General features: G+C 70.1%; 20 protein-coding genes. 3 read left to right on the top strand and 17 right to left on the bottom strand.

The window, feature by feature from the left end:
- Positions 1 to 41: 41 nt before the first annotated feature.
- On the top strand, positions 42 to 929 hold the full coding sequence (locus P8R59_RS00925; RefSeq protein WP_278102327.1) for a hypothetical protein: 888 nt from the start codon (positions 42 to 44) through the stop codon (positions 927 to 929).
- A 195-nt stretch (positions 930 to 1,124) separates the two neighbouring features.
- Here P8R59_RS00925 and P8R59_RS00930 read toward each other — a convergent pair whose 3' ends face one another.
- The gene (locus tag P8R59_RS00930) at positions 1,125 to 1,442 is read right to left on the bottom strand and encodes a helix-turn-helix domain-containing protein (protein ID WP_278102328.1); all 318 of its coding nucleotides are present in this window, start codon (positions 1,440 to 1,442) and stop codon (positions 1,125 to 1,127) included.
- Positions 1,443 to 1,625: 183 nt separating this feature from the next.
- Here P8R59_RS00930 and P8R59_RS00935 point away from each other — a divergent pair, with 183 nt between their 5' ends.
- Positions 1,626 to 2,399, top strand: coding sequence for an HAD-IIB family hydrolase (locus P8R59_RS00935; RefSeq protein ID WP_278102329.1), 774 nt, complete (start codon positions 1,626 to 1,628; stop codon positions 2,397 to 2,399).
- Positions 2,400 to 2,467: 68 nt separating this feature from the next.
- On the opposite strand, the gene P8R59_RS00940 is transcribed toward P8R59_RS00935, so the two are convergent.
- From P8R59_RS00940 to P8R59_RS00975, 8 genes are all read right to left on the bottom strand, one after another.
- Positions 2,468 to 3,289, bottom strand: coding sequence for a siderophore-interacting protein (locus P8R59_RS00940; RefSeq protein ID WP_278102330.1), 822 nt, complete (start codon positions 3,287 to 3,289; stop codon positions 2,468 to 2,470).
- Positions 3,286 to 4,023 (bottom strand): FadR/GntR family transcriptional regulator, encoded by a 738-nt coding sequence (locus tag P8R59_RS00945; RefSeq protein WP_278102331.1) that lies wholly within the window; start codon positions 4,021 to 4,023, stop codon positions 3,286 to 3,288. Before P8R59_RS00945 ends, P8R59_RS00940 begins: the two co-directional genes overlap by 4 nt.
- Before the next feature lie 62 nt (positions 4,024 to 4,085).
- Complete coding sequence (gene galE, locus P8R59_RS00950) at positions 4,086 to 5,114, bottom strand: UDP-glucose 4-epimerase GalE (protein ID WP_278102332.1); 1,029 nt, start codon at positions 5,112 to 5,114, stop codon at positions 4,086 to 4,088.
- Between the two features lie 40 nt (positions 5,115 to 5,154).
- A complete protein-coding gene (locus tag P8R59_RS00955; RefSeq protein WP_278102333.1) occupies positions 5,155 to 5,760 on the bottom strand; it encodes a thymidine kinase in 606 nt (201 codons plus the stop codon).
- Positions 5,761 to 5,767: 7 nt separating this feature from the next.
- Positions 5,768 to 7,240 carry a malate:quinone oxidoreductase gene (locus tag P8R59_RS00960; protein ID WP_077052153.1) on the bottom strand — a complete coding sequence of 491 codons (1,473 nt, stop codon included), beginning with the start codon at positions 7,238 to 7,240 and terminating at the stop codon, positions 5,768 to 5,770.
- A gap of 102 nt (positions 7,241 to 7,342) precedes the next feature.
- Positions 7,343 to 8,413, bottom strand: a complete 1,071-nt coding sequence (locus tag P8R59_RS00965) for an aspartate-semialdehyde dehydrogenase (RefSeq protein ID WP_278102334.1) — start codon at positions 8,411 to 8,413, stop codon at positions 7,343 to 7,345.
- A gap of 80 nt (positions 8,414 to 8,493) precedes the next feature.
- Positions 8,494 to 9,081, bottom strand: a complete 588-nt coding sequence (locus tag P8R59_RS00970) for a DM13 domain-containing protein (RefSeq protein WP_278102335.1) — start codon at positions 9,079 to 9,081, stop codon at positions 8,494 to 8,496.
- A gap of 66 nt (positions 9,082 to 9,147) precedes the next feature.
- Entirely contained in the window at positions 9,148 to 10,434 is a 1,287-nt protein-coding gene (locus P8R59_RS00975) for an aspartate kinase (protein WP_077052155.1), read from the bottom strand.
- A 172-nt stretch (positions 10,435 to 10,606) separates the two neighbouring features.
- On the opposite strand from P8R59_RS00975, the gene P8R59_RS00980 reads away from it, so the two are divergent.
- Entirely contained in the window at positions 10,607 to 12,004 is a 1,398-nt protein-coding gene (locus tag P8R59_RS00980) for a threonine/serine ThrE exporter family protein (protein ID WP_278102336.1), read from the top strand.
- Positions 12,005 to 12,032: 28 nt separating this feature from the next.
- Here the strand turns inward: P8R59_RS00980 and P8R59_RS00985 are convergent, their stop codons facing one another.
- The 8 genes from P8R59_RS00985 to P8R59_RS01020 form a co-directional block, all read right to left on the bottom strand.
- Positions 12,033 to 12,851 carry an LmeA family phospholipid-binding protein gene (locus P8R59_RS00985; protein WP_278102337.1) on the bottom strand — a complete coding sequence of 273 codons (819 nt, stop codon included), beginning with the start codon at positions 12,849 to 12,851 and terminating at the stop codon, positions 12,033 to 12,035.
- A 35-nt stretch (positions 12,852 to 12,886) separates the two neighbouring features.
- Complete coding sequence (locus P8R59_RS00990; protein ID WP_278102338.1) at positions 12,887 to 14,584, bottom strand: phosphate ABC transporter substrate-binding protein PstS; 1,698 nt, start codon at positions 14,582 to 14,584, stop codon at positions 12,887 to 12,889.
- Entirely contained in the window at positions 14,581 to 15,354 is a 774-nt protein-coding gene (locus P8R59_RS00995) for a phosphate ABC transporter ATP-binding protein (RefSeq protein ID WP_237488701.1), read from the bottom strand. The genes P8R59_RS00990 and P8R59_RS00995 overlap by 4 nt, the downstream gene beginning before the upstream one ends.
- Positions 15,355 to 15,842: 488 nt before the next feature.
- Positions 15,843 to 16,799 carry a sortase gene (locus P8R59_RS01000; protein WP_278102339.1) on the bottom strand — a complete coding sequence of 319 codons (957 nt, stop codon included), beginning with the start codon at positions 16,797 to 16,799 and terminating at the stop codon, positions 15,843 to 15,845.
- The gene (locus P8R59_RS01005) at positions 16,796 to 17,581 is read right to left on the bottom strand and encodes a hypothetical protein (protein WP_278102340.1); all 786 of its coding nucleotides are present in this window, start codon (positions 17,579 to 17,581) and stop codon (positions 16,796 to 16,798) included. The genes P8R59_RS01000 and P8R59_RS01005 overlap by 4 nt, the downstream gene beginning before the upstream one ends.
- Entirely contained in the window at positions 17,578 to 18,684 is a 1,107-nt protein-coding gene (locus P8R59_RS01010) for a hypothetical protein (protein ID WP_278102341.1), read from the bottom strand. Before P8R59_RS01010 ends, P8R59_RS01005 begins: the two co-directional genes overlap by 4 nt.
- A gap of 169 nt (positions 18,685 to 18,853) precedes the next feature.
- On the bottom strand, positions 18,854 to 20,446 hold the full coding sequence (locus P8R59_RS01015) for an Ig domain-containing protein (RefSeq protein ID WP_278102342.1): 1,593 nt from the start codon (positions 20,444 to 20,446) through the stop codon (positions 18,854 to 18,856).
- 32 nt (positions 20,447 to 20,478) lie between these two features.
- Positions 20,479 to 21,645 (bottom strand): hypothetical protein, encoded by a 1,167-nt coding sequence (locus tag P8R59_RS01020; protein WP_278102343.1) that lies wholly within the window; start codon positions 21,643 to 21,645, stop codon positions 20,479 to 20,481.
- Positions 21,646 to 21,676 lie beyond the last annotated feature (31 nt).

Raw genomic sequence — 21,676 nt, forward strand, 5'->3', positions numbered from 1 at the left:
CGCGGGCGCTAGGAATGGAGTCATCGTCGTGGGTTCGCCGGATGCTGCTCAACACAGTCGCGCGGACAGTCGAGGCGGCCCGCAACGACGTCCACGACCGAATCATGCGGGGCGAACTCACGACGCTACCAAGCGGGTTCACTGTTGACTCGCTATCCCCAGCCGAAGGCGGCGCGATAGTCGCAGAGTGCGCGCGAGTCATGGACGGCTATACGACTCGATCAAGCGGCATCGCCATAGGCGGGCTTGATCCGTACTACTTCACCGCTCAGCTTGCGGTCTACGGTCCGACTGCCACCCGCGCAGCTGCGTGGGAACTGATCACCCGCGGCATCGCTGAACGCCATGCCCTGCACGAGCGCAAGACAGCAGCGGTTGAATTTCTTGCCGAACACCACAGTGCAATACCTCGGCTCTGCCGTGAGCCACTTCGGCTGGCTGCCCACGATCTGACGACAGCGAGTCGGAGCGATGCAAGTAGTCTCTTCGCGGGTTTCTTCGGAGATCCGGGTCCGGCATTTGCGTGGCTATACCTAGAGCTCGCGGACCCTTCCCCTGAGTGGGACAGCCGGCTCACGGACTTACTATCAGGCAACGAGCAAGAGCGTCGGACCGCCATCCGAGTGATGACCGGGCGCGCAGGTTATGACAACGCATTGCTCGCCTTGACGCGTGAGTCCAACACAGAGGTGCGTGCAGAAGCTGTTCAAGCTCTGGCGTTCGCGGCTGCGCACGACGGCGCCCTGGCCATGAGAGTTTGCGCACCGCTGCTCATGCTGCTCGAAGCCGAGGGTGAGGAAACCGCCATCCGCGTTGGTAGCGGGATTCTTCGTGCTGAAAGCCGCAACGAGGGGATTGAGCCAGTGATAGCCGCCTTGCGACACCACGACTCGCTTCACATCCGAAGCATCAGCGTGGATCTCGCTTGATCGTTCGACTCCAGTGTTTACGGCCGCAGGCGACCAGGCCCGTACGACCGTACCGGCACACGCTAAGAGAGCGTTGCAACTCACGCAGGCGCTATTGGTGAGCGGCCGGGGCCTCGCACCTCAGTTTGACCCGCGGTAACGAACGATGAGGAAAGCAAGCGGCTGGGCCATGGGTAATGGCGACCCACCCATGTCTCAGCGACCAGTCGCAGGACGCAGCCTGACGCCCGCTGCCTTGAGGGCCAACCGGATCGTGTCCTGCTTGAGCGACAACTCGGCTGCGACCCGCGATAGCGACCGTCCAGATTCGTAGAGCGCGGCGGCCTGCGACACCTGCTCGGGCGTTAGCGGTTGTCGCCGAACCACCACGTTCGCCTCACGCAGGATGCTGAGGATGGTGGACTTCGCGACTCCGTACTCACGAGCAAGAGCGATGGACGTCTCCCCTGCCTCGTAGCGCTGCGCCACGAGGACACGCTCGGACGGAGTGAGGCGCTTCCAGCGACGAGCCACCGGCCCCCTCGGCTCGGCTCGAGGTTCTGGCTCCGATAGAATCGAGGCCAGTCTTGCGCGGTCTACCCCTGTTGCTGAATTTTGGGAACAGAGGGTAACTAGGCCGACCGCAGAGAGGCTCCACCATCAGGTGGAGCCTCTCGTGTACCGAGATACCGCCTTCACCCCGCCCTCAGGAGCCTCGTGTCCGATACCTCGCCCCGTCTCGTCGCCTTCGACCTCGACGACACCCTCGCGCCGTCCAAGACCGCGATCGACCCGCGCATGGGTGATCTGCTGCTGGCGCTCGCCGACCGCGTCGAGGTGGCGATCATCTCGGGCGGTCAGCTGCAGCAGTTCAAGTCCCAGGTCGTCGAGCGCCTGCCCGAAACCGACTCGGGGCTGCTGTCGCACCTGCACCTCATGCCGACGTGCGGCACGCAGTACTACCGCCTGAGCACCGACGGCATCGAGACGGTCTACGCGCACTCGCTGACCGACGACGAGAAGTCGCGCGCGCTCACCGCCGTCCGCGAAGAGGCCGAGCGCCTGGGCCTGTGGGAGGCCGAGCCCTGGGGCGAGATCCTCGAGGACCGCGGCTCGCAGATCACGTTCTCCGCCCTCGGTCAGAGCGCTCCGCTCGAGGCCAAGATGGCCTGGGACCCGACCGGCGAGAAGAAGAACAGTCTGCGTGAGGCCGTCGCCGCCCGCATCCCCGACCTGGAGGTGCGCTCGGGCGGATCGACGTCGGTCGACATCACCCACCGCGGCATCGACAAGGCCTACGGCATGCAGAAGCTCGCCGAGGCCACCGGGATCGACCTCGACGACATGCTGTTCGTCGGCGACCGTCTCGACCCCGACGGCAACGACTACCCGGTCCTCGCGATGGGTGTCGAGTGCCACGCGGTGCACGGTTGGGAAGACACCGCCGACTACCTCGACGCGCTCATCCCCACCCTGCCCGAGCGCGCCTGACGCCGGCGACCGTCGGTGTGACGCGCGCGTAGCCCGCGCGCCGACGACCGGCGGCGAACCCCGGAGGGTCAGAGGATCTTGCCGATCGGCTCGCGCTTCTCGGCCTGGAAACGGTCCTCGGTGCGGCCGTACGCCCAGTAGCCCGACAGGGACACCTGCGACCGGTCCAGCGCCCACGCGTTGAAGAACACGTCGCGCAGGGCCTTCATCGCCTCACGCTCCCCGTGCGCGAAGACGTGTCCGCGACCATCGGGCACCGTCCACGCCGCGACGGCCTCGACCAGCACGCGCGACGTCCCCGGCACCGCGTCGCCGCGGTGCAGCCACACGATCTCGACGCCGTCGGGCGCGACGAGCGCGATCTCGTCGGCGGGACCGGCCGTCTCGAGGAACGCCGTACCGCGCGCTTCCGCGGCCAACGATTCCAGCGCCGACGCGATGGCCGGCAGCGCCGACTCGTCTCCGGCGAACAGGTGCCAGGATGCCGCGGGGTCGGGGGCGTACGCGCCGCCCGGCGAGGCGACCACGAGCCGGTCCCCCGGCTGGGCCCGGGCCGCCCACGGCCCCGCGAGCCCCTCGTCGCCGTGGACGACGAAGTCGATCGCGAGTTCGTCGCCCGCGACCTCCCGCACGGTGTACGTGCGCGTCACCGGCAGATCCTCGGGAGCGAGGGTCTCGCGCAGAGCCGCCAGGTCGTACGGCGGCTCCAGACCGAGCTCGGGCTTGACGAAGGTGATCTTGACGTACCGGTCGGTGTACGGGCTCTCGCGGAACGCGGTCAGATCGGCGCCGCGTGCGCGCACCCGCACCAGGTGCGGCGTCAGCCGCTCGGTCGAGACCACCTCGAGCACGTGCTGGGGGCGCGGGGGCCGCGCGGGACGGTCGTTCATGCGGCATCCACTCCGTTCATCTCAGGACGGACGCCCAACACGTCCGCGACCTCGGCCGAGTACCCGGCGATGTGGGCCCGGACCCGTTCACGCGCCGCGGCGCCGTCACCCGCCTCGACGGCGGCGACGATCCCGCGATGCTCGGTGCGCAGCCGCGCCGACGTCGACTCCCAGTCGGCCAGGAGCGCGGCCCCGGCCTGCGTGTACGACTCGATCGAGCTGCGCAGCCCCGCCATCATCGCCGCGACCACCGCGTTGCCCGACGCCTCCGCGAGCGCCTGGTGGAAGCGCGCGTCCAGGGCGAGGAACTCGTGACGGTCGAGGCCGGCGGCATCCATGGCATCCAGGATGCCGACGATCTCGGCGAGGTCGGGCGCGCTCCCCGCGAGGTTCTCGACGACGTCGGACTCCAGCACGATGCGGGTGCGCACGACATCGGTGAGCGGGAACCCGCTGGCCGCGACCTGCAGGCGGAGGAACGCGGCGAGTCCACCGCGCGGCGTCGTCACGATCATCGCGCCCGAGGAGGGCCCCGACCCCGTGGCGGTGCGCACGACGCCGAGGACCTCCAGAACGCGGATGGCCTCGCGGACGCTGGACCGGCCGACACCGAGCTGGGCGGCGAGCTCGCGCTCCGGGGTCAGGCGATCACCCGGGGCGAGGCGCCCTTCGCGCAGGTCCGCCTCGATGCGTTCGAGTACGACCTGCCACGCGCGCAGTCCGGAATCCGGCACGGCATCCCTCTCGACGACCGCAGGCCGCTGTGGCCTGACCACACAACCTTACGCGGAAGGACTCAGGCGTCGGCCGGGGTCGCGTACCCTGCGGGGTTGCGGGTCTGCCAGTTCCAGTAGTCGCGGCACGCGTCGTCGATGCCCAGTCGCGTCCGCCAGCCGAGCACCTCCGCCGCCTTCGTGGGGTCGCAGTACGTCGCCGCGACATCTCCGGGACGGCGGGCGAGGATCTTCTTGGGAAGCTCGCGTCCGACCGCCTTCTCGAACGAGGCGACGAGTTCGAGCACGCTCACCGGACGCCCGGTGCCGAGGTTGAAGACCTGGTGACCCGGCTGGGCCTGCTCGAGGGCGACCACATGCCCCTCGGCGAGGTCGACCACGTGGATGTAGTCCCGCAGGCCCGTGCCGTCGGGAGTGTCGTAGTCGTCGCCGAACACGCCGATCTCGTCGAGCGTGCCGATCGCGACGCGCGAGACGAACGGCATGAGGTTGTTCGGGATGCCGGCGGGGTCTTCGCCGATGAGACCGGACGGGTGCGCGCCCACCGGGTTGAAGTACCGCAGCACCGTGACGTTCAGATCGGGGTTCACGCGGGCGACGTCCGCGAGCACGACCTCGTTCATGCGCTTGGACTTGCTGTAGGCGTTGGAGAGGTCGATGCTCGTGGTCGACTCCTCCGTGAACGGCAGGTCGGCCGGGTCGGAGTAGACCGTCCCCGTGCTCGAGAACACGAACGAGCGGATGCCGCGGGCGATGCCGACCCGCAGGAGCGCGAACGTCGTGTCGAGGTTGTTGGAGTAGTACTCGAGCGGCTTCTGCGTGGACTCCCCCACGGCCTTGAAGGCGGCCAGGTGGATGATCGCGTCGATCGGGCCGTACTGGTCGAACACGTCGGTGACGACCGCGTCGTCCGCGGCGTCGCCCACGACGAGCGGGGCCGGCTTGCCGGTGATCTTCTCGACCCGCTCGGCGGCGACCGCGTGGGTGCCCGACAGGTCGTCGAGCAGGACCACGTCGTGGCCCGACTCCAACAGGGCGACGGCCGTGTGTGTTCCGATGTAACCGGCACCGCCGGCCAGAAGTACGCGCATGCGTCCAGGCTATCGGCCGCGGCCCGCCGGTGCCGCCGCGTCAGCGACCGTCGAGCCGCCCGCCGGACTCGCGCAGGTAGCAGGTCGCGCACATCGACTCGTACGTCACTTCACCCGAGATCTGCGCCTCGTCGATCGCCACCTGGTCGCCGTCGAAGACGAAGCGCCCGCCGACCAGACGGGCGTTGAACACCGCTTTGCGCCCGCATCGGCAGATGGTCTTGAGCTCCTCCAGGCTGTGCGCGATCTCGAGCAGACGCGCCGACCCCGGGAACGCCTCGGTGCGGAAGTCCGTGCGGATCCCGTAGGCGAGCACCGGGATGCCGTCGAGCACCGCGATCCGCAGGAGGTCGTCCACCTGGCCCGCGGTGAAGAACTGCGCCTCGTCGACGAGGAGGCAGGCGACCGGCGCTTTCCCGGCCGCCTCGTGGAAGACGGCGCGCAGGTCGTCGTCGTGTCCGACGAGGAAGTCGACCGGTCGGCTGACCCCCAACCGGCTGTCGATCTGGTCGGCGCCCTTGGTGTCGATCTCGGGCTTCGCGAGCAGCACCCGCTGTCCGCGCTCCTCGTAGTTGTACGCCGCCTGCAGCAGCGCCGTCGACTTGCCGGAGTTCATCGCTCCGTAGCGGAAGTACAGCTTCGCCATGTACGCGTCAGGCGTTGATCGCGAGCGCCTGGGCCGTGGCATCCAGTTCGGCGCGCGCCGCGTCGGGACGCGTGTTCAGCGTCTCGCCGTAGCTGGGGATGAGCTGCCGCAGGCGCGGCTCCCATTCGGGCATGCGCTCGGGGAAGCAGGTCTTGATGAGGCCCAGCATGATCGAGACGGCCGTCGACGCGCCCGGCGAGGCGCCGAGCAGACCCGCGATCGAGTGGTCGGCGGAGGTGACGACCTCGGTGCCGAACTGCAGCACGCCGCCCTTGTCCTTGTCGCGCTTCATGACCTGGGCGCGCTGGCCGGCGTCGAGGAGCTCCCAGTCCTCGGCCCGGGCCGTGGGCATGAACTCGCGGAGGCTGTCGACCTTCTTCGCGTGGGTCTTCAGCAGCTCGCTGACGAGGTACTTGATCAGGCCCGGGTTGTCGACGGCGACCTTGAGCATCGGGAACAGGTTGTGCGGACGCACCTGGGTGACGATGTCGAGCATCGACCCGTTCTTGAGGAACTTGGGGCTGAAGGTCGCGAACGGACCGAACAGGAGCGAGGTCTCGCCGTCGACGACACGGGTGTCGAGGTGCGGCACCGACATCGGCGGAGCGCCCACCGACGCCTGCGAGTACACCTTGGCCTTGTGCTGCGCGACGATCGCGGGGTTGGAGGTCTTCAGCCACTGCCCGCCGATCGGGAACACGCCGTAGCCCTTGATCTCGTCGATGCCGGAGCGCTGCAGGAGCTTGAGCGCCCAGCCGCCGGCGCCGACGAAGACGAACTTCGCCGTGATCGAGCCGGGGGTGTGGCCGATCGTGTGGCGGTAGGTCACGTCCCACCGACCGTCCTTGCGCTTCTTCAGCTTCTTGACCTCGTGGTTGGTGACGACCTCGACGCCCTTCTCGCGGAGCCCCGCGAAGAGCTGGCGCGTGAGCGACCCGAAGTCGACATCGGTGCCCGCGGGCACGCGCGTGGCGGCGAACGGCTCGCCCTTGCGACGCTTCTGCATGAGCAGCGGCGCCCACTGGTTGATGACGCGGGAGTCCTCGCTGTACTCGATTCCGGCGAACAGCGGCTGCTGCTTCAGCACCTCGTAGCGCTTGCGGAGGTACGCGACGTCCTTCTCGCCCCGCACGAACGTCATGTGCGGGGTGGGGTTGATGAAGGTCGAGGGCTCATCGAGGACGCCCTCGGACACCAGCGACGCCCAGAACTGGCGGCTCTGCTGGAACTGCTCGTTGATCGCGACGGCCTTCGACGGGTCGAGCGCGCCCTTCGGATTGTCGGGCATGTAGTTGAGCTCGCAGAGCGCCGCGTGACCGGTGCCGGCGTTGTTCCACGCGTTCGAGCTCTCCTGCGCGACGTCGCTCAGTCGCTCCAGCACCGCGATCTTCAGGTCGGGCTGGAGATCCTTCAGCATCGTGCCGAGGGTGGCGGACATGATGCCGCCTCCGATGAGGAGAACGTCGACGTTTTCGGTCACCCGTCGATTCTAGGTGCGGGCTGCGAGGTGTCTCGACATCGAGAGATTCGACGGTTCGATATCGAGACAACCCCGGGCCCCGGCATCCGGATGCCGGAGAGGTCAGGCGTGCGCGGAAAGCTCCTGCGCGACGAGCTCGGCGATCTGCACGGCGTTGAGCGCCGCGCCCTTGCGGAGGTTGTCGTTGCTGATGAACAGCACGAGCCCCTTGCCCTCGGGAGCGGACTGGTCGGCGCGGATGCGACCGACGTAGCTCGGGTCGGTGCCGGCGGCCTGGAGCGGCGTCGGGACCTCTTCGAGACGGACGCCGGGGGCGTCGGCGAGCAGCTCGCGCGCGCGCTCGGGCGTGAGGTCGCGAGCGAACTCGGCGTTGATGCTCAGCGAGTGACCGGTGAAGACCGGGACGCGCACGCACGTGCCGGCGACGCGGAGGTCGGGGAGCTCGAGGATCTTGCGGCTCTCGTTGCGGAGCTTCTTCTCTTCGTCGGTCTCATTGAGTCCGTCGTCGACGAGGTTGCCCGCGAACGGGATGACGTCGAACGCGATCGGGGCGACGTACTTCTCGGGCTGCGGGAAGTCGAGCGCCGAGCCGTCGCGCACGAGGCGCTCGACGCCGCCCTGGGCGAGCACGCCCTCGACCTGACCGAGCAGCTCCCGGGCGCCGGCGAGACCCGAGCCCGAGACGGCCTGGTACGTGCTGACGATGAGGCGCTCGAGGCCTGCCTCGGCGTCGAGCACCTTCAGCACCGGCATCGCGGCCATGGTGGTGCAGTTGGGGTTCGCGACGATGCCCTTCCGGGCCTCGGCGATCGCGTGCGGGTTGACCTCGCTCACGACGAGCGGGACCTCGGGGTCCATGCGCCAGGCGCTGGAGTTGTCGATGACCAGAGCGCCCGCCTCGGCGAAGCGCGGGGCGTGCGCACGCGACCCGGTGGCGCCGGCCGAGAACAGGGCCACGTCGATGCCCGAGGGGTCGGCGGTGGCGACGTCTTCGACGATGACCGAGTGGCCGCCGAAGTCGAGCGACGTGCCCGCCGAGCGAGCCGTGGCGAACAGGCGCAGCTCCCGGATCGGGAACGACCGCTCCGCGAGGATCTCGAGCATGACGGTGCCGACCTGGCCGGTGGCGCCGACGACGGCGAGGGAGATTCCGGAATCGGAGATGCGGGTCATGCGAGGTCCTCGTGATTCGTGGGTGAGATCCAGATTCTAGCGGGACGCGACACGCCGGTCGGATCGACGCCGATCCCGCGTCACGCCAGCGCGGCCGCGCCGAAGGACACGGAGAACCGCTCGCACCACAGATCCACCGCGCGGAACACCGACAGGTCGACATCCGCGGGGATGTCGTACAGCTGATCGCCGAGGTTGCCCTTGATCGGTCCGAGATCGATGTGGTCGTACCCCCCGGCGGTGTACCACCCGTCACGACCCTCGACGACGGGGCCGGCGCTCAACCACACGTGCACGTCGGGCCCGTTGGAGGTCTGAAGACCGACGAGGGCGAGCTGGCGCGATCCGTCCGCGTTCTGGATGACACGGACCGACCCGGTCGTCTCGTGCTCGTGGCTGACGAAGGAGCCGGAGAGGAGATCGACGGGTCCCGGAGCAGGTGCCGGCGTCACGTCATCGACAGGCTCCATGGTGGAGGCTGCCGAGGGCGCGGGGGCAACCGTCTCCGCCGTCGATCCGGCGGGGGCGGGGAGCGCGTCGTCCACGCGCACGTCGACGAACAGCAGCCAGGGTTGGAAGATCAGACCCGCGATCACGGCGGCGACCACGGCGGCGCCCCCGCCGATCCACCACCAGCGCGCCCGACCACCCGTTCGCGAGCGGACCATGTCACCCTCCGTTCCGTGGCCGAAACGTAGCGGGCGCACCTGCGGGCGCGCTGACAGTGCGGAGGGTCAGCGACCGGTGCCGGCGTGGACGGTCGCCTCGTCGTCGCCGTCGAGACCGTACGCGGTGTGCACGAGGCGCGCGGCTTCGGCGAGGTCGACTCCCCGCACGACGACGGAGATGCGGATCTCGGACGTGGAGATCATCTCGATGTTGACGCCCGCCAGGCTCAGCGCCTCGAACAGGGTCGCCGAGACGCCCGAGTGCGTGCGCATGCCCGCACCGACCACGGAGAGCTTGCCGATCTGGTCGTCGTGCACGAGGCTCTCGAACCCGACCTCGGACTGCTCGCCGGCGAGCGCCTTCAGCGCGGTCGTGGCATCGGTCTTCGGCAGGGTGAAGGAGATGTCGGTGCGGCCGGTGGCGGCGGCGGAGACGTTCTGCACGATCATGTCGACGTTCGCGCCGGACTTCGCGACGATCTTGAAGATGTCGGCGGCCTTGCCGGGGACGTCGGGCACGCCGATGACGGTGATCTTCGCCTGGCTGAGGTCGGTGGCGACGCCGGCGACGATGGGCTCTTCCATGGTGGCTCCCTCGGGGACGAGCGGGGACTTCTTCGAGGCGTCGAGCACCCAGGTGCCCTCGCCCGAGCTGAACGTGGACCGGGCGTGGATGAGCACCCCGTGGCGGCGCGCGTATTCGACGGCGCGGATGTAGAGGACCTTCGCGCCGTTGGCGGCGAGCTCCAGCATCTCCTCGCTGCCGACGCGGTCGAGCTTCCGCGCCAGCGGCACGACGCGCGGGTCGGCGGTGAAGATGCCGTCGACGTCGCTATAGATCTCGCATACGTCGGCGTTCAGCGCGGCGGCGAGCGCGACGGCGGTGGTGTCGGAGCCGCCGCGGCCGAGCGTGGTGATGTCGCGGGTGTCGCGGTTGAACCCCTGGAAGCCGGCGACGATGACGATCGCGCCCTCGTCGAGCGCTTCGCGGAGCCGCACGGGCGTGACGTCGACGATGCGGGCCGCGCCGTGGGTGGCATCCGTGATCATGCCCGCCTGGCTGCCGGTGAAGGACCGCGCCTCGAAGCCCATCGAGTGGATCGCCATGGCCAGCAGCGCCATCGAGATGCGCTCCCCGCTGGAGAGGAGCATGTCGAGCTCGCGCGGCGCGGGGATCGGAGCGACTTGACCTGCGAGGTCGAGCAGCTCGTCGGTGGTGTCGCCCATCGCGCTCACCGCGACGACGACCTCGTGGCCGGCGCGGCGGGTGTCGACGATGCGCTTGGCGACGCGCTTGATGCTCTCGGCGTCGGCGACGGACGAACCGCCGTACTTCTGGACGATCAGCGCCATAAGAGGAACTCCCGGGAGGGTCGGGCGTCGGGATGCCACGACGGGGCGTTCGGATGCCACGCCCGAGGGTTCATCTTAGAGGCGCCCGCATGCCGCCGACGTCATGCGGCGGGCACCGAGGCGGGCGCGGATAGGATCGTGGCGTTCCACCCCTCCCCCGAGAGCGACCCGGATGCCCCCCACCCCCGCTCGATGGCTGTCCTCCTTGCGTCGTCTGGTCCACGCCGAGGACGCCCTCGCCCCCGAGACCCAGCTGATCGCCGTCATCGACGCGACGCTGGCCACCCGCATCCTGGATCTCGCCATCCGCATCGGCGAGACGATGCTCGTCGTCGGTGCGTCGGCGAGCGATGTGACCGCCACGATCGTGCGAGTGAGCCGCGCGTACGGTCTGGACCCGGTGCACGTCGACGTCACCTACAACTCCGTCACGATCGCGCACAGCCTGCCGGGCGCCGCGCATCCCACCACGCTCCTGCGGGTGGTGCGCGGGTCTGTCCCGGATCACGCCAAGCTGCAGCGCCTCCAGGCGCTGGTGGCGGACATCACCGACGGCCTCGACCTCGACACGGCGGTCTCCCGGTGCCGCGCGATCCGACGTCTGCCGTTCCGGTACCGCCCCGCGGCCATCATCGTCGCGCAGGCGACGCTCGCGCTCGGCGTCGCCGTGATGTTCGGGGCGAACTGGCTCGCTCTCGTGCTGTCGTTCACGGCCGCGGCCCTGGCGGCGTCGACGCAGCACCTGCTCGCGAAGGCCCGCGTGCCGTACTTCTTCGCGCAGATCGCCGGCGGATTCGTCCTGACCGTCGTCGCCGCCCTGTCCCCGCTGCTGCGCTACACCGGACTCGACGCGGCCGAGACGATCCGCCCGTCGGTGATCGTGGCATCCGGGATCGTCCTGATGCTCGCCGGACTCACCGTGGTCGGGGCGGCTCAGGATGCCATCGACGGCTTCGCCCTCACCGCCACGGGCCGCATCCTCGAGCTCACGACGCAGACGCTCGGCGTGGTGCTCGGGATCCTGGCGGGGCTGGAGACCGTGCGGGTGCTCGGGCTCGGGATGTCTCCGCCGTCCATGGCGCTGCCGCTCGGGCCGCTCCCCCTGCAGTTCGCCGGCGCCGCGATCATCGCCGTGGCGGTGGCGATCTACAACGGCGCGGGCATGCGCATCGTGCTCGTGAGCGCGGGCCTCAGCCTGGTCGCGTGGGTCGGGTACACGGGCGCGTCGGCGATCGGCTTCGAGGTGGCCGCGGCCAGCGGCGTGGGGGCGTTCGTCGGCAGCTTCGTGGGCATCGTGGTGGCGTACCGGCTGCACGTGCCGTCGGTCGCCGTCACGACCGCGGCGATCCTGCCGATGGTCCCGGGAGCGGCGGTGTTCCGCGGACTCCTCGGCGTCGTCGAATCCGGCGAGGATGCCGCGGTGCTCATGACCGGCGTCACGACGCTCGCGGGCGCCGCGACGATCGGCATCGCCCTCGCCGTCGGCGCCTCCCTGGGCATCTACCTCGGTCAGCCGGTGCGCGCGACCCTCTCGGGGGTCGTGCGATCGCGGGCGCGGGCGCGGCGGTAGCGGGCCCGATGCCCCGGGATCGGGGCGATCAGGGGCAGGAGCCGGGCGCGCGCCCCTCGGCGGTGTCGGATGCGGCCAGGTCGACGTCGAACTCCATGCGCAACTGCTGGTCGGTCACGCGCACGTCGCGGGGATGCAGGAAGCTCGGCATGGTCTCGGCGACGCACGCGGGAGCGGGCTGCAGCGTCGAGAGGTCGATGCCCGCCTGCGCGGCGACCTCGTCGAGGGACAGGGTCTTGTCGCCGACCGTGAGGGAGGAGAACGCCGCGCTGACCCTCCCGTTCTCGAAATGCGGCGTCACGGCCGCACTCACCGTCACGGGGGTCGTCCCGGCCAGGACGGAACCGCTCACGACCATGTCGCCATCGGAGAAGCCGACCCTCATCTCGCCCTGCGCGTCCGCCGGGAGGAGGAGCGCCGTGGCCTGAGCCGCGGTGAGGGTGACCGCGCCGGAGACGTTGTCGGCCAAGATGGCATCGTCGACCCGCCGAGCCCCCTCGATCGTCATCGTCAGATCCGCGTTCGCCCGTCCGGTGGGGAAGCTGTAGACCGTGACCCCGATGCGGTCGTAGCGGCCGACGAGCTCCTGCAGCAGGACGGATCCCGCGATGTCGACCTCGATGCGCTCGCTCGCGGGGGCGTCCAGCCGGGCGCGGACCTCCTCGACGCCGATCCGCTGGACCTCGGCCCGCGCGACCGTCTCCGCGATCACGCCCAGGGAGGCCACCAGGATCAGCAGGAGGCCGGCGAGGGCGACGATCAGCAGCCCCCACCGCGGGCGCGCGGGTTCGGGGTCCTCCGTCTCCGGCGGCCGCGGCAGCACGTCGGTCTGGTCGAGGTGGGTCATGCGCCGTGCCTTCTCCGTTGCATCCGTGGTCCGGGTCAGAGCCCGATGAGCGTGAGCGTCACCGTGGAGCGGTAGCGACCCACCGCGGCATCCCGGGGGATCCGCAGGCTCAGATCGGCGTCGAAGGTCGCGCCCACGAGCGTGGTGGTCGTGCCCGGTTCGCCGGTGGCGAGGATCATCGGGTAGACCGCCTGGCCCGCCTCCTGGCCGCCCGCGATCGACACGCCGTCCTGATGCGTGGTCTCGTGAGGCGCGATCCCCAGGAAGGTCGACGAGACCCTCGCCGCCGCGTCGTCGATCCCGACGAAGTCGCTGACCGAGAACTGCAGGCTCCAGCCCCCGAGGCGGTTGCGGTCGTCGACGACGCTGAAGCGCCCGAGGGACCGAGCGACCTCTCCACCCCCGCGTCCCAGGTCGCCGAAATCGATCGACGTCGAGGTGGGCGCGGTGAGTTGGAAGAGATCGGATGCCGTCACCGTGGCGGACACATTCACCCCGTCGACCTCGTCGGCGCGGGGTGCGGGTCCGGGATGCCGGTCGCTGTCCGGCGGCATCGGCGCGGTGCGCAGAAGAAGGTTGTCGCTCGCGGTGTCACCGGGGGCGAACGTCGGGTTCCGGCATCCGTCCAGGTCGATCGTGCCGGACGAGCCCGGGATCCGGGAGACCCCGTCCGCCACGATCCGGGCGAGCGGCAGCGGCAGGGCGCCGTACCCCAGGCCCGGCAGCTCCTGCTGCCCCTCGCAGGCCGCGTACTGCACGAACCGGGAGAGGGTGCGCCCCTTCTCGACGGTGAAGATCCTGTTGGTCGCGGTCGGCGCGATCAGATAGGACACCGACGAAATCGGGTACGCGCGGGGGTCGAGGCTGCGGTGCACGCGCCTCAGATCGAGCGTTCCGTCCGGGCCCGGTGTCGCCGCCAGGAGCGCGATCGACGCCGCGGCCGGAGTCGGTGCGACGTAGTACCCGGCGTCGTTGAGCACCTTGGCGACAGGGAGACCGGCATTCGCCGCGTACGACGCTTCGACATAGGTGATCGCTCCCCGGCCGTAGTCCTGCGAGACGTATCCGGCGACGCCGAGGGAGCCGTTCTGCGTCCGGAACGAGTCGGCGATGTGCGGGAAGACCGACCGCGTCCCGTACGTCCAGATGCTCGGATACCGGTCGGCCATCCACCCGGTCAGCTGAGCACTCGAACCGGAGCCGTCCGCCCGCACGACCGGCGTGATCGCCTGATCGGGCATCGTCAGCGCCGGGTTGTCCGCCTGGATCTCGGGGTCGTTCCACCGCGTGATCCGCCCCGCGAAGATCCGGGCGACGACGGCGCCCGACAGACGCAGATCGGTCACGCGGTGACCGTCGATCCAGAGGTTGTACGCGAGCGCCGTGCCGCCGGCGAGCAGGGGCAGGTACTCGTACGGCGGCATCCCCGCCTCGGGGGTCGGGCTCTCGGCCGTCGCCTCGGTCTGGAACGGGACGTCGCTGACCGCGAAGTCGACCGTCTCGGCGATGAAGTCCCTCCGCCCGGCCGAGGAACCGGTGCCGGAGTAGTTGACGGTGATCGCGTCCGTCCGAGCGACGTCTCTCCGCCACACGTCCAGACCGTTCTGCCCCCATGTCGAGCCGGAACCGGAGAGGGGGGCGAAGGACTCGGCCGCCTGCGCGGGAGCCGGCACCGCCAGAGCCGTGACAATTGCCGTGACCAGGAGGAGCGCCCCCCGCACCCCGCGGATCATCCGAATCGACCGTTCACGTAATCGTAGGTCCGCGGGTCGATCGGCGAATCGAACATCGCCTCGGTGTCGCCGTGCTCGACGATGTGGCCGGGCTGACCCTGGGATGCCAGGAAGAACGCGCACTGCTGCGACACGCGCTGCGCCTGCTGCATGTTGTGCGTGACGATGACGATCGTCAGCTCCTTCTGCAGCTCCCCCATCGTCTCCTCGATCACGCGCGTCGAGGTCGGGTCGAGCGCGGAGCACGGCTCGTCCATCAGCAGCACCTTGGGCTTGATCGCGAGCGACCGGGCGATGCACAGACGCTGCTGCTGTCCGCCGGAGAGACCGCCGCCGGGCGCTCGCAGGCGGTCCTTCACCTCTTTCCACAGGCCCGCCGAGGTGAGCGAGCGCTCGACGAGGTAGTCCTTCTCGTCGCGCGAGGCGCGCATGCCGGTGAGCTTCAGTCCCGCGATGACGTTGTCGTAGATCGACATGGCCGGGAACGGGTTCGGCTTCTGGAACACCATGCCGATGTGCTTGCGCGCGTCGATCAGGCGGTGCCCCGAGTCGTAGATGTCGTCGCCGTCCAGCCGCACCTCGCCGGCGAGGGAGGCCGACGGCACCAGCTCGTGCATGCGGTTGAGGATGCGCAGGAACGTCGACTTGCCGCAACCGGAGGGGCCGATCAGCGCGGTGACCTGGCCGGCGGGCATCGTCAGCGAGACATCGAGGAGCACCTGGTGGTCGCCGAACCACGCCGAGATGGAGCGGGCGTCGAGCTCGGACAGGTCGGGGGCGTCCGCCAGGAGGCGCTCGGCCTCGGCGAGGCGCTCGGCCGTCGCCGACGCCCCGCCCAGCAGCGACACCGACGACGCCCGCACCGATGCCCCCGACACCGTGTAGCCCGCCGACGTCGTGGCGTACGCACCGGCGGTCGGCGACGCGGGGTCGGGCGCACCGGGGGCGGGGATGACGCTCGTGACATCGTCGGCGCCGGCCGCGGGGACCTCCGCCCCGCGACGACCGAAGAACGCGCCGCGGCGCGCGCGCCGGTGGGAGATGCCGAGGCCCGCGCGCGTGGCATCCGGGGTCGGCTCCGCGACGGGGGCGACCGTCGTGACCTCGCCCGCCGAAGCGGACTCCAGGTCCTGCAGAACGGCGACGTCGTCGGCGCTCAGCACGTCGGTCATGAACGGGTCGGCGGTGTCATCGCCCGAGGGAGCGGCGGCGCCCTCGAGATCGGGATCGCGGCGGTCGGTCATGTTCGGCTTTCGGGTCAGAGGAGGTTCGGGAGGAGTCGGATCAGCTGGTCCGAGACGAACACGCTCGCCAGCAGCAGGACGGGGGCGAAGACGATCCACGTCTTCTGCCACCCGACGCGGCGGTACGCCCAGACGGCCAGGAGCTCGGCGACGACGAGGAACTGCAGGGCGAAGACGAGCGCCCACACCGTGGTGACGTCCGTCGCCATCGCCTTGGCCTGCGGGGGCAGCGACATGGATGTCGTCTGACGGGCACCGGTCGCCTTCGCGTCACCGGTGGCCTTGGCATCCACGTAGACGACGCCGGTCGGCAGGTACGGGGCCCCGCGCGCGGCCATGAGGATCAGACGGCTCTCGCCGCGCACCGGCGCGGGAGGAGTCGGATCGCCCGCGTAGCGCACGCCCAGCACTTCGAACGTCTGCTCGCCCTGCCCTGTGCGCACGGTGAAGTCCTCGCCCGGTTGCAGGGTCTGGATGCTGCGGAACGGCCCGCCGAACGCGGCGGTCCGGCCCATGATGACGCTGACTCCCGCCTGCCCGGGCAGCACGGTGTCGCGACGGTGACCGGGACCCCCCATGAGGACGCCCGAGGTCGTCCCCTCCGCCACCACCTCGTCGATGCCGAGCTGCGGGATCGAGAGCAGGGCGACGGGCGCACCGTCGTCGAGCAGGTGATCCTCGAAGTCGCCCTCGCTGACCGGCGCGGTTCCCGCCGACAGCTGTGCCCGGAAGGTGTCGCGCAACTCCTGCTGCGACGCGAAATGCGTGATGTGGCTCACCAGCAGCACGTTGCCGAGGAACACCAGGATCAGCACCGAGATCGACACCAACGTCCCGCGCAGGAACACCTGCACCGGTGTCAGCGGCGCGTACTGGGGACGGCGCCGCGGGGGGCGACGCGGAGGCTTCGGCGGGCGCGGCGGGAGGGGGCGCGTCGGCGCCTCGGCGGCGCGGTCTTCCTGAAGGGTCATGTCGTGGCCGCCACGGGGACCGGGGGCAGGGCATCGCGGACGACCCGCACCGTCACCCACGCGATCGCGACGATGACCAGGATCGCGAGGATCAGCCACGGGAAGAGCAGGAAGAATCCGTCGCGCGTGACCGGCGACAGCGCGGTGCCGTCGACGGACTCCGGCGGGGTCAACGTCACGTGCCCCGTGAGCAGCGTCCACTGCCCGGCCCCGTGCAACGACGCGGACACGACGCGGGTCTCGCCGGGCTGGAGCGCCGTGATCGCCACGTCACTGGTGGTGTCGAGGCGGTTGGAGAACAGGGCCCCGTCGACGGAGAACTCCGCCGTCGCGTCGATGACGGACGTCGAGGCGTTGCGCACGGTGAACCAGAGGTCGACGGTCCCGTCGGCGGGATTCACGGACGGAGCCGTGGACCCGTTCAGGCCTCCGACGTAGAGCATCCCGGCCACGCTCACCTCCCCCGCGGTGTTGGTCTGCGGCTGCGTCGTCCCGCCGCCCGTCCCGCCCGCGCTGCCGCTGGAGCCGGACGTGGTCCCGCCCGACGACCCCCCGACCGACGACCCGGTGCCCGATGACCCCGAGCCCGAGCTCGAACCGGTGGGTCCCGTCGACGTGCTCGCCGTCGGCGTCGGCGTGGATCCGTCGGTGATCGTCACGGACAGCGGGGTCCCGGCCTCCTGATCGTCGGCTGCGACCGCCGGGGCCGCCGCGCCCACCACCGAGGCGAGCAGCACGGCGGCGACGACGAGACGCGGTGCGACCGAACGGCTGGGTCTCACGACGATCCCGACTTCGCGGCGCCCGCGAGGCCCTCGGCTTCGGCGGCCGTCGCCCGCTCCATGTAGTCGACCCACTCACGCGCACGCTCTTCGTCGCGGCGGCGGCGCCACCGCAGCAGCAGGAAGATCACCGCGGCCAGGGCGAGCAGGATCAGCAGCATCCACGGCACCCCGAAGGTCACGGTGTCACGGGTGATCGGTGAGACCGTGAGCTGCTGGGAGCTGTCGGGCGAGTCGACGAACGGGTTCAGCACGGTGGACGGGTTGAGGTACAGCCACTGCCCGACCCCGCCGACGGTGAACTCGTACGTCGCGGTGTTGCCGGGGAGCAGCATCGGGATGCTGCCGCCCTGCAGGCCCGTCGCGGGGATGCCGAACCAGGTCGCGACCCCCGAGGTGAGGTTCGCGGCGAGCGCCACGTTGCCCGGGTTCGAGACGGTGTAGTGCAGCTTCACGCTGCCGCTGAACGGGTTCCACCAGTCGCCCTCGTAGGACGCGTCGTAGCTCGTGATGCTCAGCGCCGGCTGGAGGTCGCCGGACACCCGGGCGAAGATCGACGTGGCGACGCGGCGGTCGACGCTGACCTGCTGCCCCTCCTCGACGACGGATGCCACGAGGCCACCGACGTGATCACCGGGGGTCGCGTCCGCGGGGAACGCGATCGTGAAGGACAGGAGCCGGACCTCGTCGGGCTCGAGCGAGAACTTGACGCGGTCGCTGCCGTCGTCGAAGCGCAGCCACGCACCGACCGCGGTCGGGGTGTCGGCGGTCGCCAGGAGCGAGAACGCGCCGTCGCCCCCGTTGAAGGCATCCGTGGCGTACACCGTGAAGTCCTGGCGCGCGGTGCCGGTGTTGCCGACGAGCACGCGATCGGTGACCGTCTGCCCCGGGTCCGCGGTGTAGGTGAAGCGCGACCGGCCATCGGGGCGACCGTCTTCGCCGGCGGGACGGGTGGCGACACCGACGGTGGCGGGGGTGGCGGCGGCATCGCCGTCATCGGCCCGCGCGGGGGCCGTGGGAGGAAGGAGGGCCAGCGTCGCCGCCAGGGCCAGCAGTGCGACGCCCAGAGCCGGGAGGCGGCGACGCGAGGTGAAGGAGAGCACGGTATATCTCCGCAGACTGCGGCGACGTAGGTATGTCGCGCGGGTGAACGAGGGCTGATCCGAGGGGATCGGAGGCGTATCGGCCAGACCCGGGGCCGGACGCACCGTGTGGGGAGATCGGAACCGATCCCCCCACACGGGTTTACTGCGGGTCGAACAGACCGTCAGCTCACTTGGAGGCGAGCGTGATGGTCAGGGTCGACTTGTAGTCACCGGTCTGGGCGTCCTTGGGAGCCTGGAAGGTGAGGTCGGCGTCGAAGAGCGCACCGCTGGTGAGCGTCGAGACGGCCGTCGAGGTCGCCAGCTGCGAGCCGGTGCCCGTCGTGATGCCGGCCAGCGGGGTGTAACCGGCGTAGAAGCCGGGCACCACGGTGAGGGCGGAGGACGGGATGACGTCGTTCGCGGCGTTCGTGAAGTCGCTCACCGCAGCGGTGAGGTTCCAGCCCTTGAGGACGTTGCGGTCGTCGACCACGGTGACCTTGCCGAGCTTCTTGCTGACGCTGGCGTTGCGCGCGACGTTGCCGAAGTCGACCGCGGTGGCCTCGGCGTTGAGCGACCACAGGTCGCTCGCGGTCACGGCAGCGGTCAGGTCGACCGTGTCGGTGAGGGTGTCACCGGCGGCCGAGACCTTCGAGAACGTGCCCCACGCCTGGACGGCGAACGTGCCGTCACCCGGGAGGGTGAGGGCGACGGTGTGGTCACCGGCGGGGAGGCCCGAGATGTCGACGATGGCGTTGCCGTTGGCGTCGGTCGTGACGTTGCCGAGGTTGGTCGGGTCGGACCAGGCCCACGCCGTCAGCGTCTTGTTGGCGTTGGCGATGCCGGCGGGCACCGTGACGGTCGTGTCGCCCTTGGCGGGCGCCGTGATCGTGACCTGGTTGGCGTCCGAGCCGGCCGGCTTGGTCGGGGCGGTCGGGGCCGGAGCCGAGACGGTGCCCGAGAAGGCCTTCTCCGCGGAGCCGGCGGTGTTCGTGGCGACGAGCGTCACGTTGTAGGCACCGGCCGTGGTGGGCGTGCCCGAGATGACACCGGTGGTGCCGTCGAGGGCGAGACCGGCGGGGAGCGCCGTGCCCGACTTGACCGCCCACGTGATCGGCGCGGTGCCGTCAGCGGTGAGGGTCTGCGAGAAGGCGGTGCCGACCGTCGCGGCGTTGAGCGCCGCCGTGGTGACCGTCGGAGCCGTCGCGGGCGCCGTCGGCGTCGCGAAGGTCCAGGTCGCCAGCTCGGGCCGCTGGTTGGCCGTGACCGTGATGTAGACGAAGTCCACCTCGAGCACCTGGTTGCCGTTGAAGAACGCGATACCGAGCGAGTAGTCGCCACCGGCCTGCGCGACCGCGGAGCTGCCCGAGGGCGAGCCGAGGCCGGCGCTGGTGTTGCCGCTGGGCATGGCGTTCGGGAGCAGGATGCCGCTGGGCGTCAGACCCAGGGGGCCGTAGGCGTTCCACGCGTTGACGTTGGCCTCCTGGCCACGCGGCGAGAGGAACTTGCGGACCTGGCCGGTGTTCTCGGGAACCGTGAAGACGCTGTTGTAGTCCTCATCGCTGGGCTCCGGCGAGAACAGCGCCGAGTCGTTCCAGCCGAGCACGGTGCCGGCGGGGATCTGGGTGCCGTCGAGGTCCGAGAGCAGGTAGACCGGGTGAGCGGAGCCCACCGTCGGGACGATCGCAGCCGACGCCGTGGCGGCGGGGACGATCGACAGCGCGGCGGCGGTCACCACGGCACCGAAGCCGAGGATGCCGCGCTTCGCGAGCGAGATCTTCATGTGAGTTCGTGTCTCTTTCTCGTTTGTCAGGATCAGTTGTTGCGGGTGACGACGGTGCCGGTGGGAGCGCCGAAGCCGAACTTGGCCTTGACGGCCTTGGTCGTGGTCGGCGAACCCGAGGCGCCCCAGTAGGTGAGGCTCGAGGTGGAGGAGGAGTTGACCAGAGCGGCGACACCGGCGTCGTACGCCGTGTTGTCGGAGGTGATCTTGGCGGTCGGGACCACGATGTAGACCGTGCGACCCCAGTCGGCGCTGTTGTAGTAGCTCGTGCTGGGGACGAGGGACGGAGCGGTACCCGTGAAGGCGGCCACGCCACCGATGGCGCCCACCGAGACACCCGAGAAGGTGTTGATGCGAGCGGCGCCGTTGGACTGACCGATGTAGTTGGCGACGGAGAGCGGGATGATCTGGATCTCGTTGTCGGCGGGCGTGAGGACACGACCGTCGTTCTCGGGGATCGAGTTGCTGCGCGTGTCGACTGCGGCACCGAGGGTGGTGGTGCTGAGGCCGATCTTGCCGAGGAAGGTGGTCCACGTTCCCGAGCTCGACTGGAGGCCGAGCGGCTTGAGCGTGAAGCCGGTCCCGGAGAGGACCGAGCTCGCGGACGAGCCCGACGTCGCCGAGTAGATGCTGGTCAGCTGGTCCTTCGTCAGGTCGTTGATCGCGTTGGTCGCCGCCGCCGCGTTGGCGCCGCCGGTGGCGTTGCCGAGCTTGAAGGCGTAACCGATGGCGTCCTGGCCGAACGGAACGTACGTCAGGAGCGTTCCGGCCGTGCCGCCGACCGACGAGCTGCGGGCGAAGTCGACCTGGTCCTTCACGTTGACGCTGTTGTAGGTGAAGGCCGAGCCGCTCACACCACCGATGGAGGCGATGAGGGCGTTACGACCGGCGCCCGAGCCGTTGGGGCGGTCGAAGACGGGGCCGAAGGCCTTCGTCTGGATGCTGCCGACACCGCCGGCGACGCCGAGCGTGAAGGCATCCCAGGATGCCAGCGACTTGCCGTTGCCGGACACCTTCACCGACGCGCCGGAGATGGTGGTGCCGTTGGCGAGGGCGCTGACGGCGTCCTGCAGGGTGTCGGAACCGACGATCGAGTAACCGTCGGTGATCGGGTCGGCGTTGGCCGCCGACGCCATGCCGGCGCCGGCAAGGGCGACACCAACAGCCGCGCCGAACGCGACGATTCGCTTGAGCTTCATTTCTTCCTGTCTTTTCGGGTGCAGAGGGTGG

Origin of the sequence: Microbacterium proteolyticum (assembly GCF_029639405.1) — a bacterium.
Classification (GTDB): Bacteria; Actinomycetota; Actinomycetes; order Actinomycetales; family Microbacteriaceae; genus Microbacterium.

What these genes read in the sequence shown, in the direction of transcription:
- P8R59_RS00940 (WP_278102330.1), bottom strand. Translation starts at nt 3,289, where the DNA reads ATGAACGACCGTCCCGCGCGGCCCCCGCGCCCCCAGCACGTGCTCGAG.
- P8R59_RS00970 (WP_278102335.1), bottom strand. Translation starts at nt 9,081, where the DNA reads ATGGTCCGCTCGCGAACGGGTGGTCGGGCGCGCTGGTGGTGGATCGGC.
- P8R59_RS00955 (WP_278102333.1), bottom strand. Translation starts at nt 5,760, where the DNA reads ATGGCGAAGCTGTACTTCCGCTACGGAGCGATGAACTCCGGCAAGTCG.
- P8R59_RS00965 (WP_278102334.1), bottom strand. Translation starts at nt 8,413, where the DNA reads ATGACCCGCATCTCCGATTCCGGAATCTCCCTCGCCGTCGTCGGCGCC.
- P8R59_RS00985 (WP_278102337.1), bottom strand. Translation starts at nt 12,851, where the DNA reads ATGACCCACCTCGACCAGACCGACGTGCTGCCGCGGCCGCCGGAGACG.
- galE (WP_278102332.1), bottom strand. Translation starts at nt 5,114, where the DNA reads ATGCGCGTACTTCTGGCCGGCGGTGCCGGTTACATCGGAACACACACG.
- P8R59_RS01020 (WP_278102343.1), bottom strand. Translation starts at nt 21,645, where the DNA reads ATGAAGCTCAAGCGAATCGTCGCGTTCGGCGCGGCTGTTGGTGTCGCC.
- P8R59_RS00925 (WP_278102327.1), top strand. Translation starts at nt 42, where the DNA reads ATGCTGCTCAACACAGTCGCGCGGACAGTCGAGGCGGCCCGCAACGAC.
- P8R59_RS01000 (WP_278102339.1), bottom strand. Translation starts at nt 16,799, where the DNA reads ATGACCCTTCAGGAAGACCGCGCCGCCGAGGCGCCGACGCGCCCCCTC.
- P8R59_RS00980 (WP_278102336.1), top strand. Translation starts at nt 10,607, where the DNA reads ATGCCCCCCACCCCCGCTCGATGGCTGTCCTCCTTGCGTCGTCTGGTC.
- P8R59_RS00990 (WP_278102338.1), bottom strand. Translation starts at nt 14,584, where the DNA reads ATGATCCGCGGGGTGCGGGGGGCGCTCCTCCTGGTCACGGCAATTGTC.
- P8R59_RS01015 (WP_278102342.1), bottom strand. Translation starts at nt 20,446, where the DNA reads ATGAAGATCTCGCTCGCGAAGCGCGGCATCCTCGGCTTCGGTGCCGTG.
- P8R59_RS00975 (WP_077052155.1), bottom strand. Translation starts at nt 10,434, where the DNA reads ATGGCGCTGATCGTCCAGAAGTACGGCGGTTCGTCCGTCGCCGACGCC.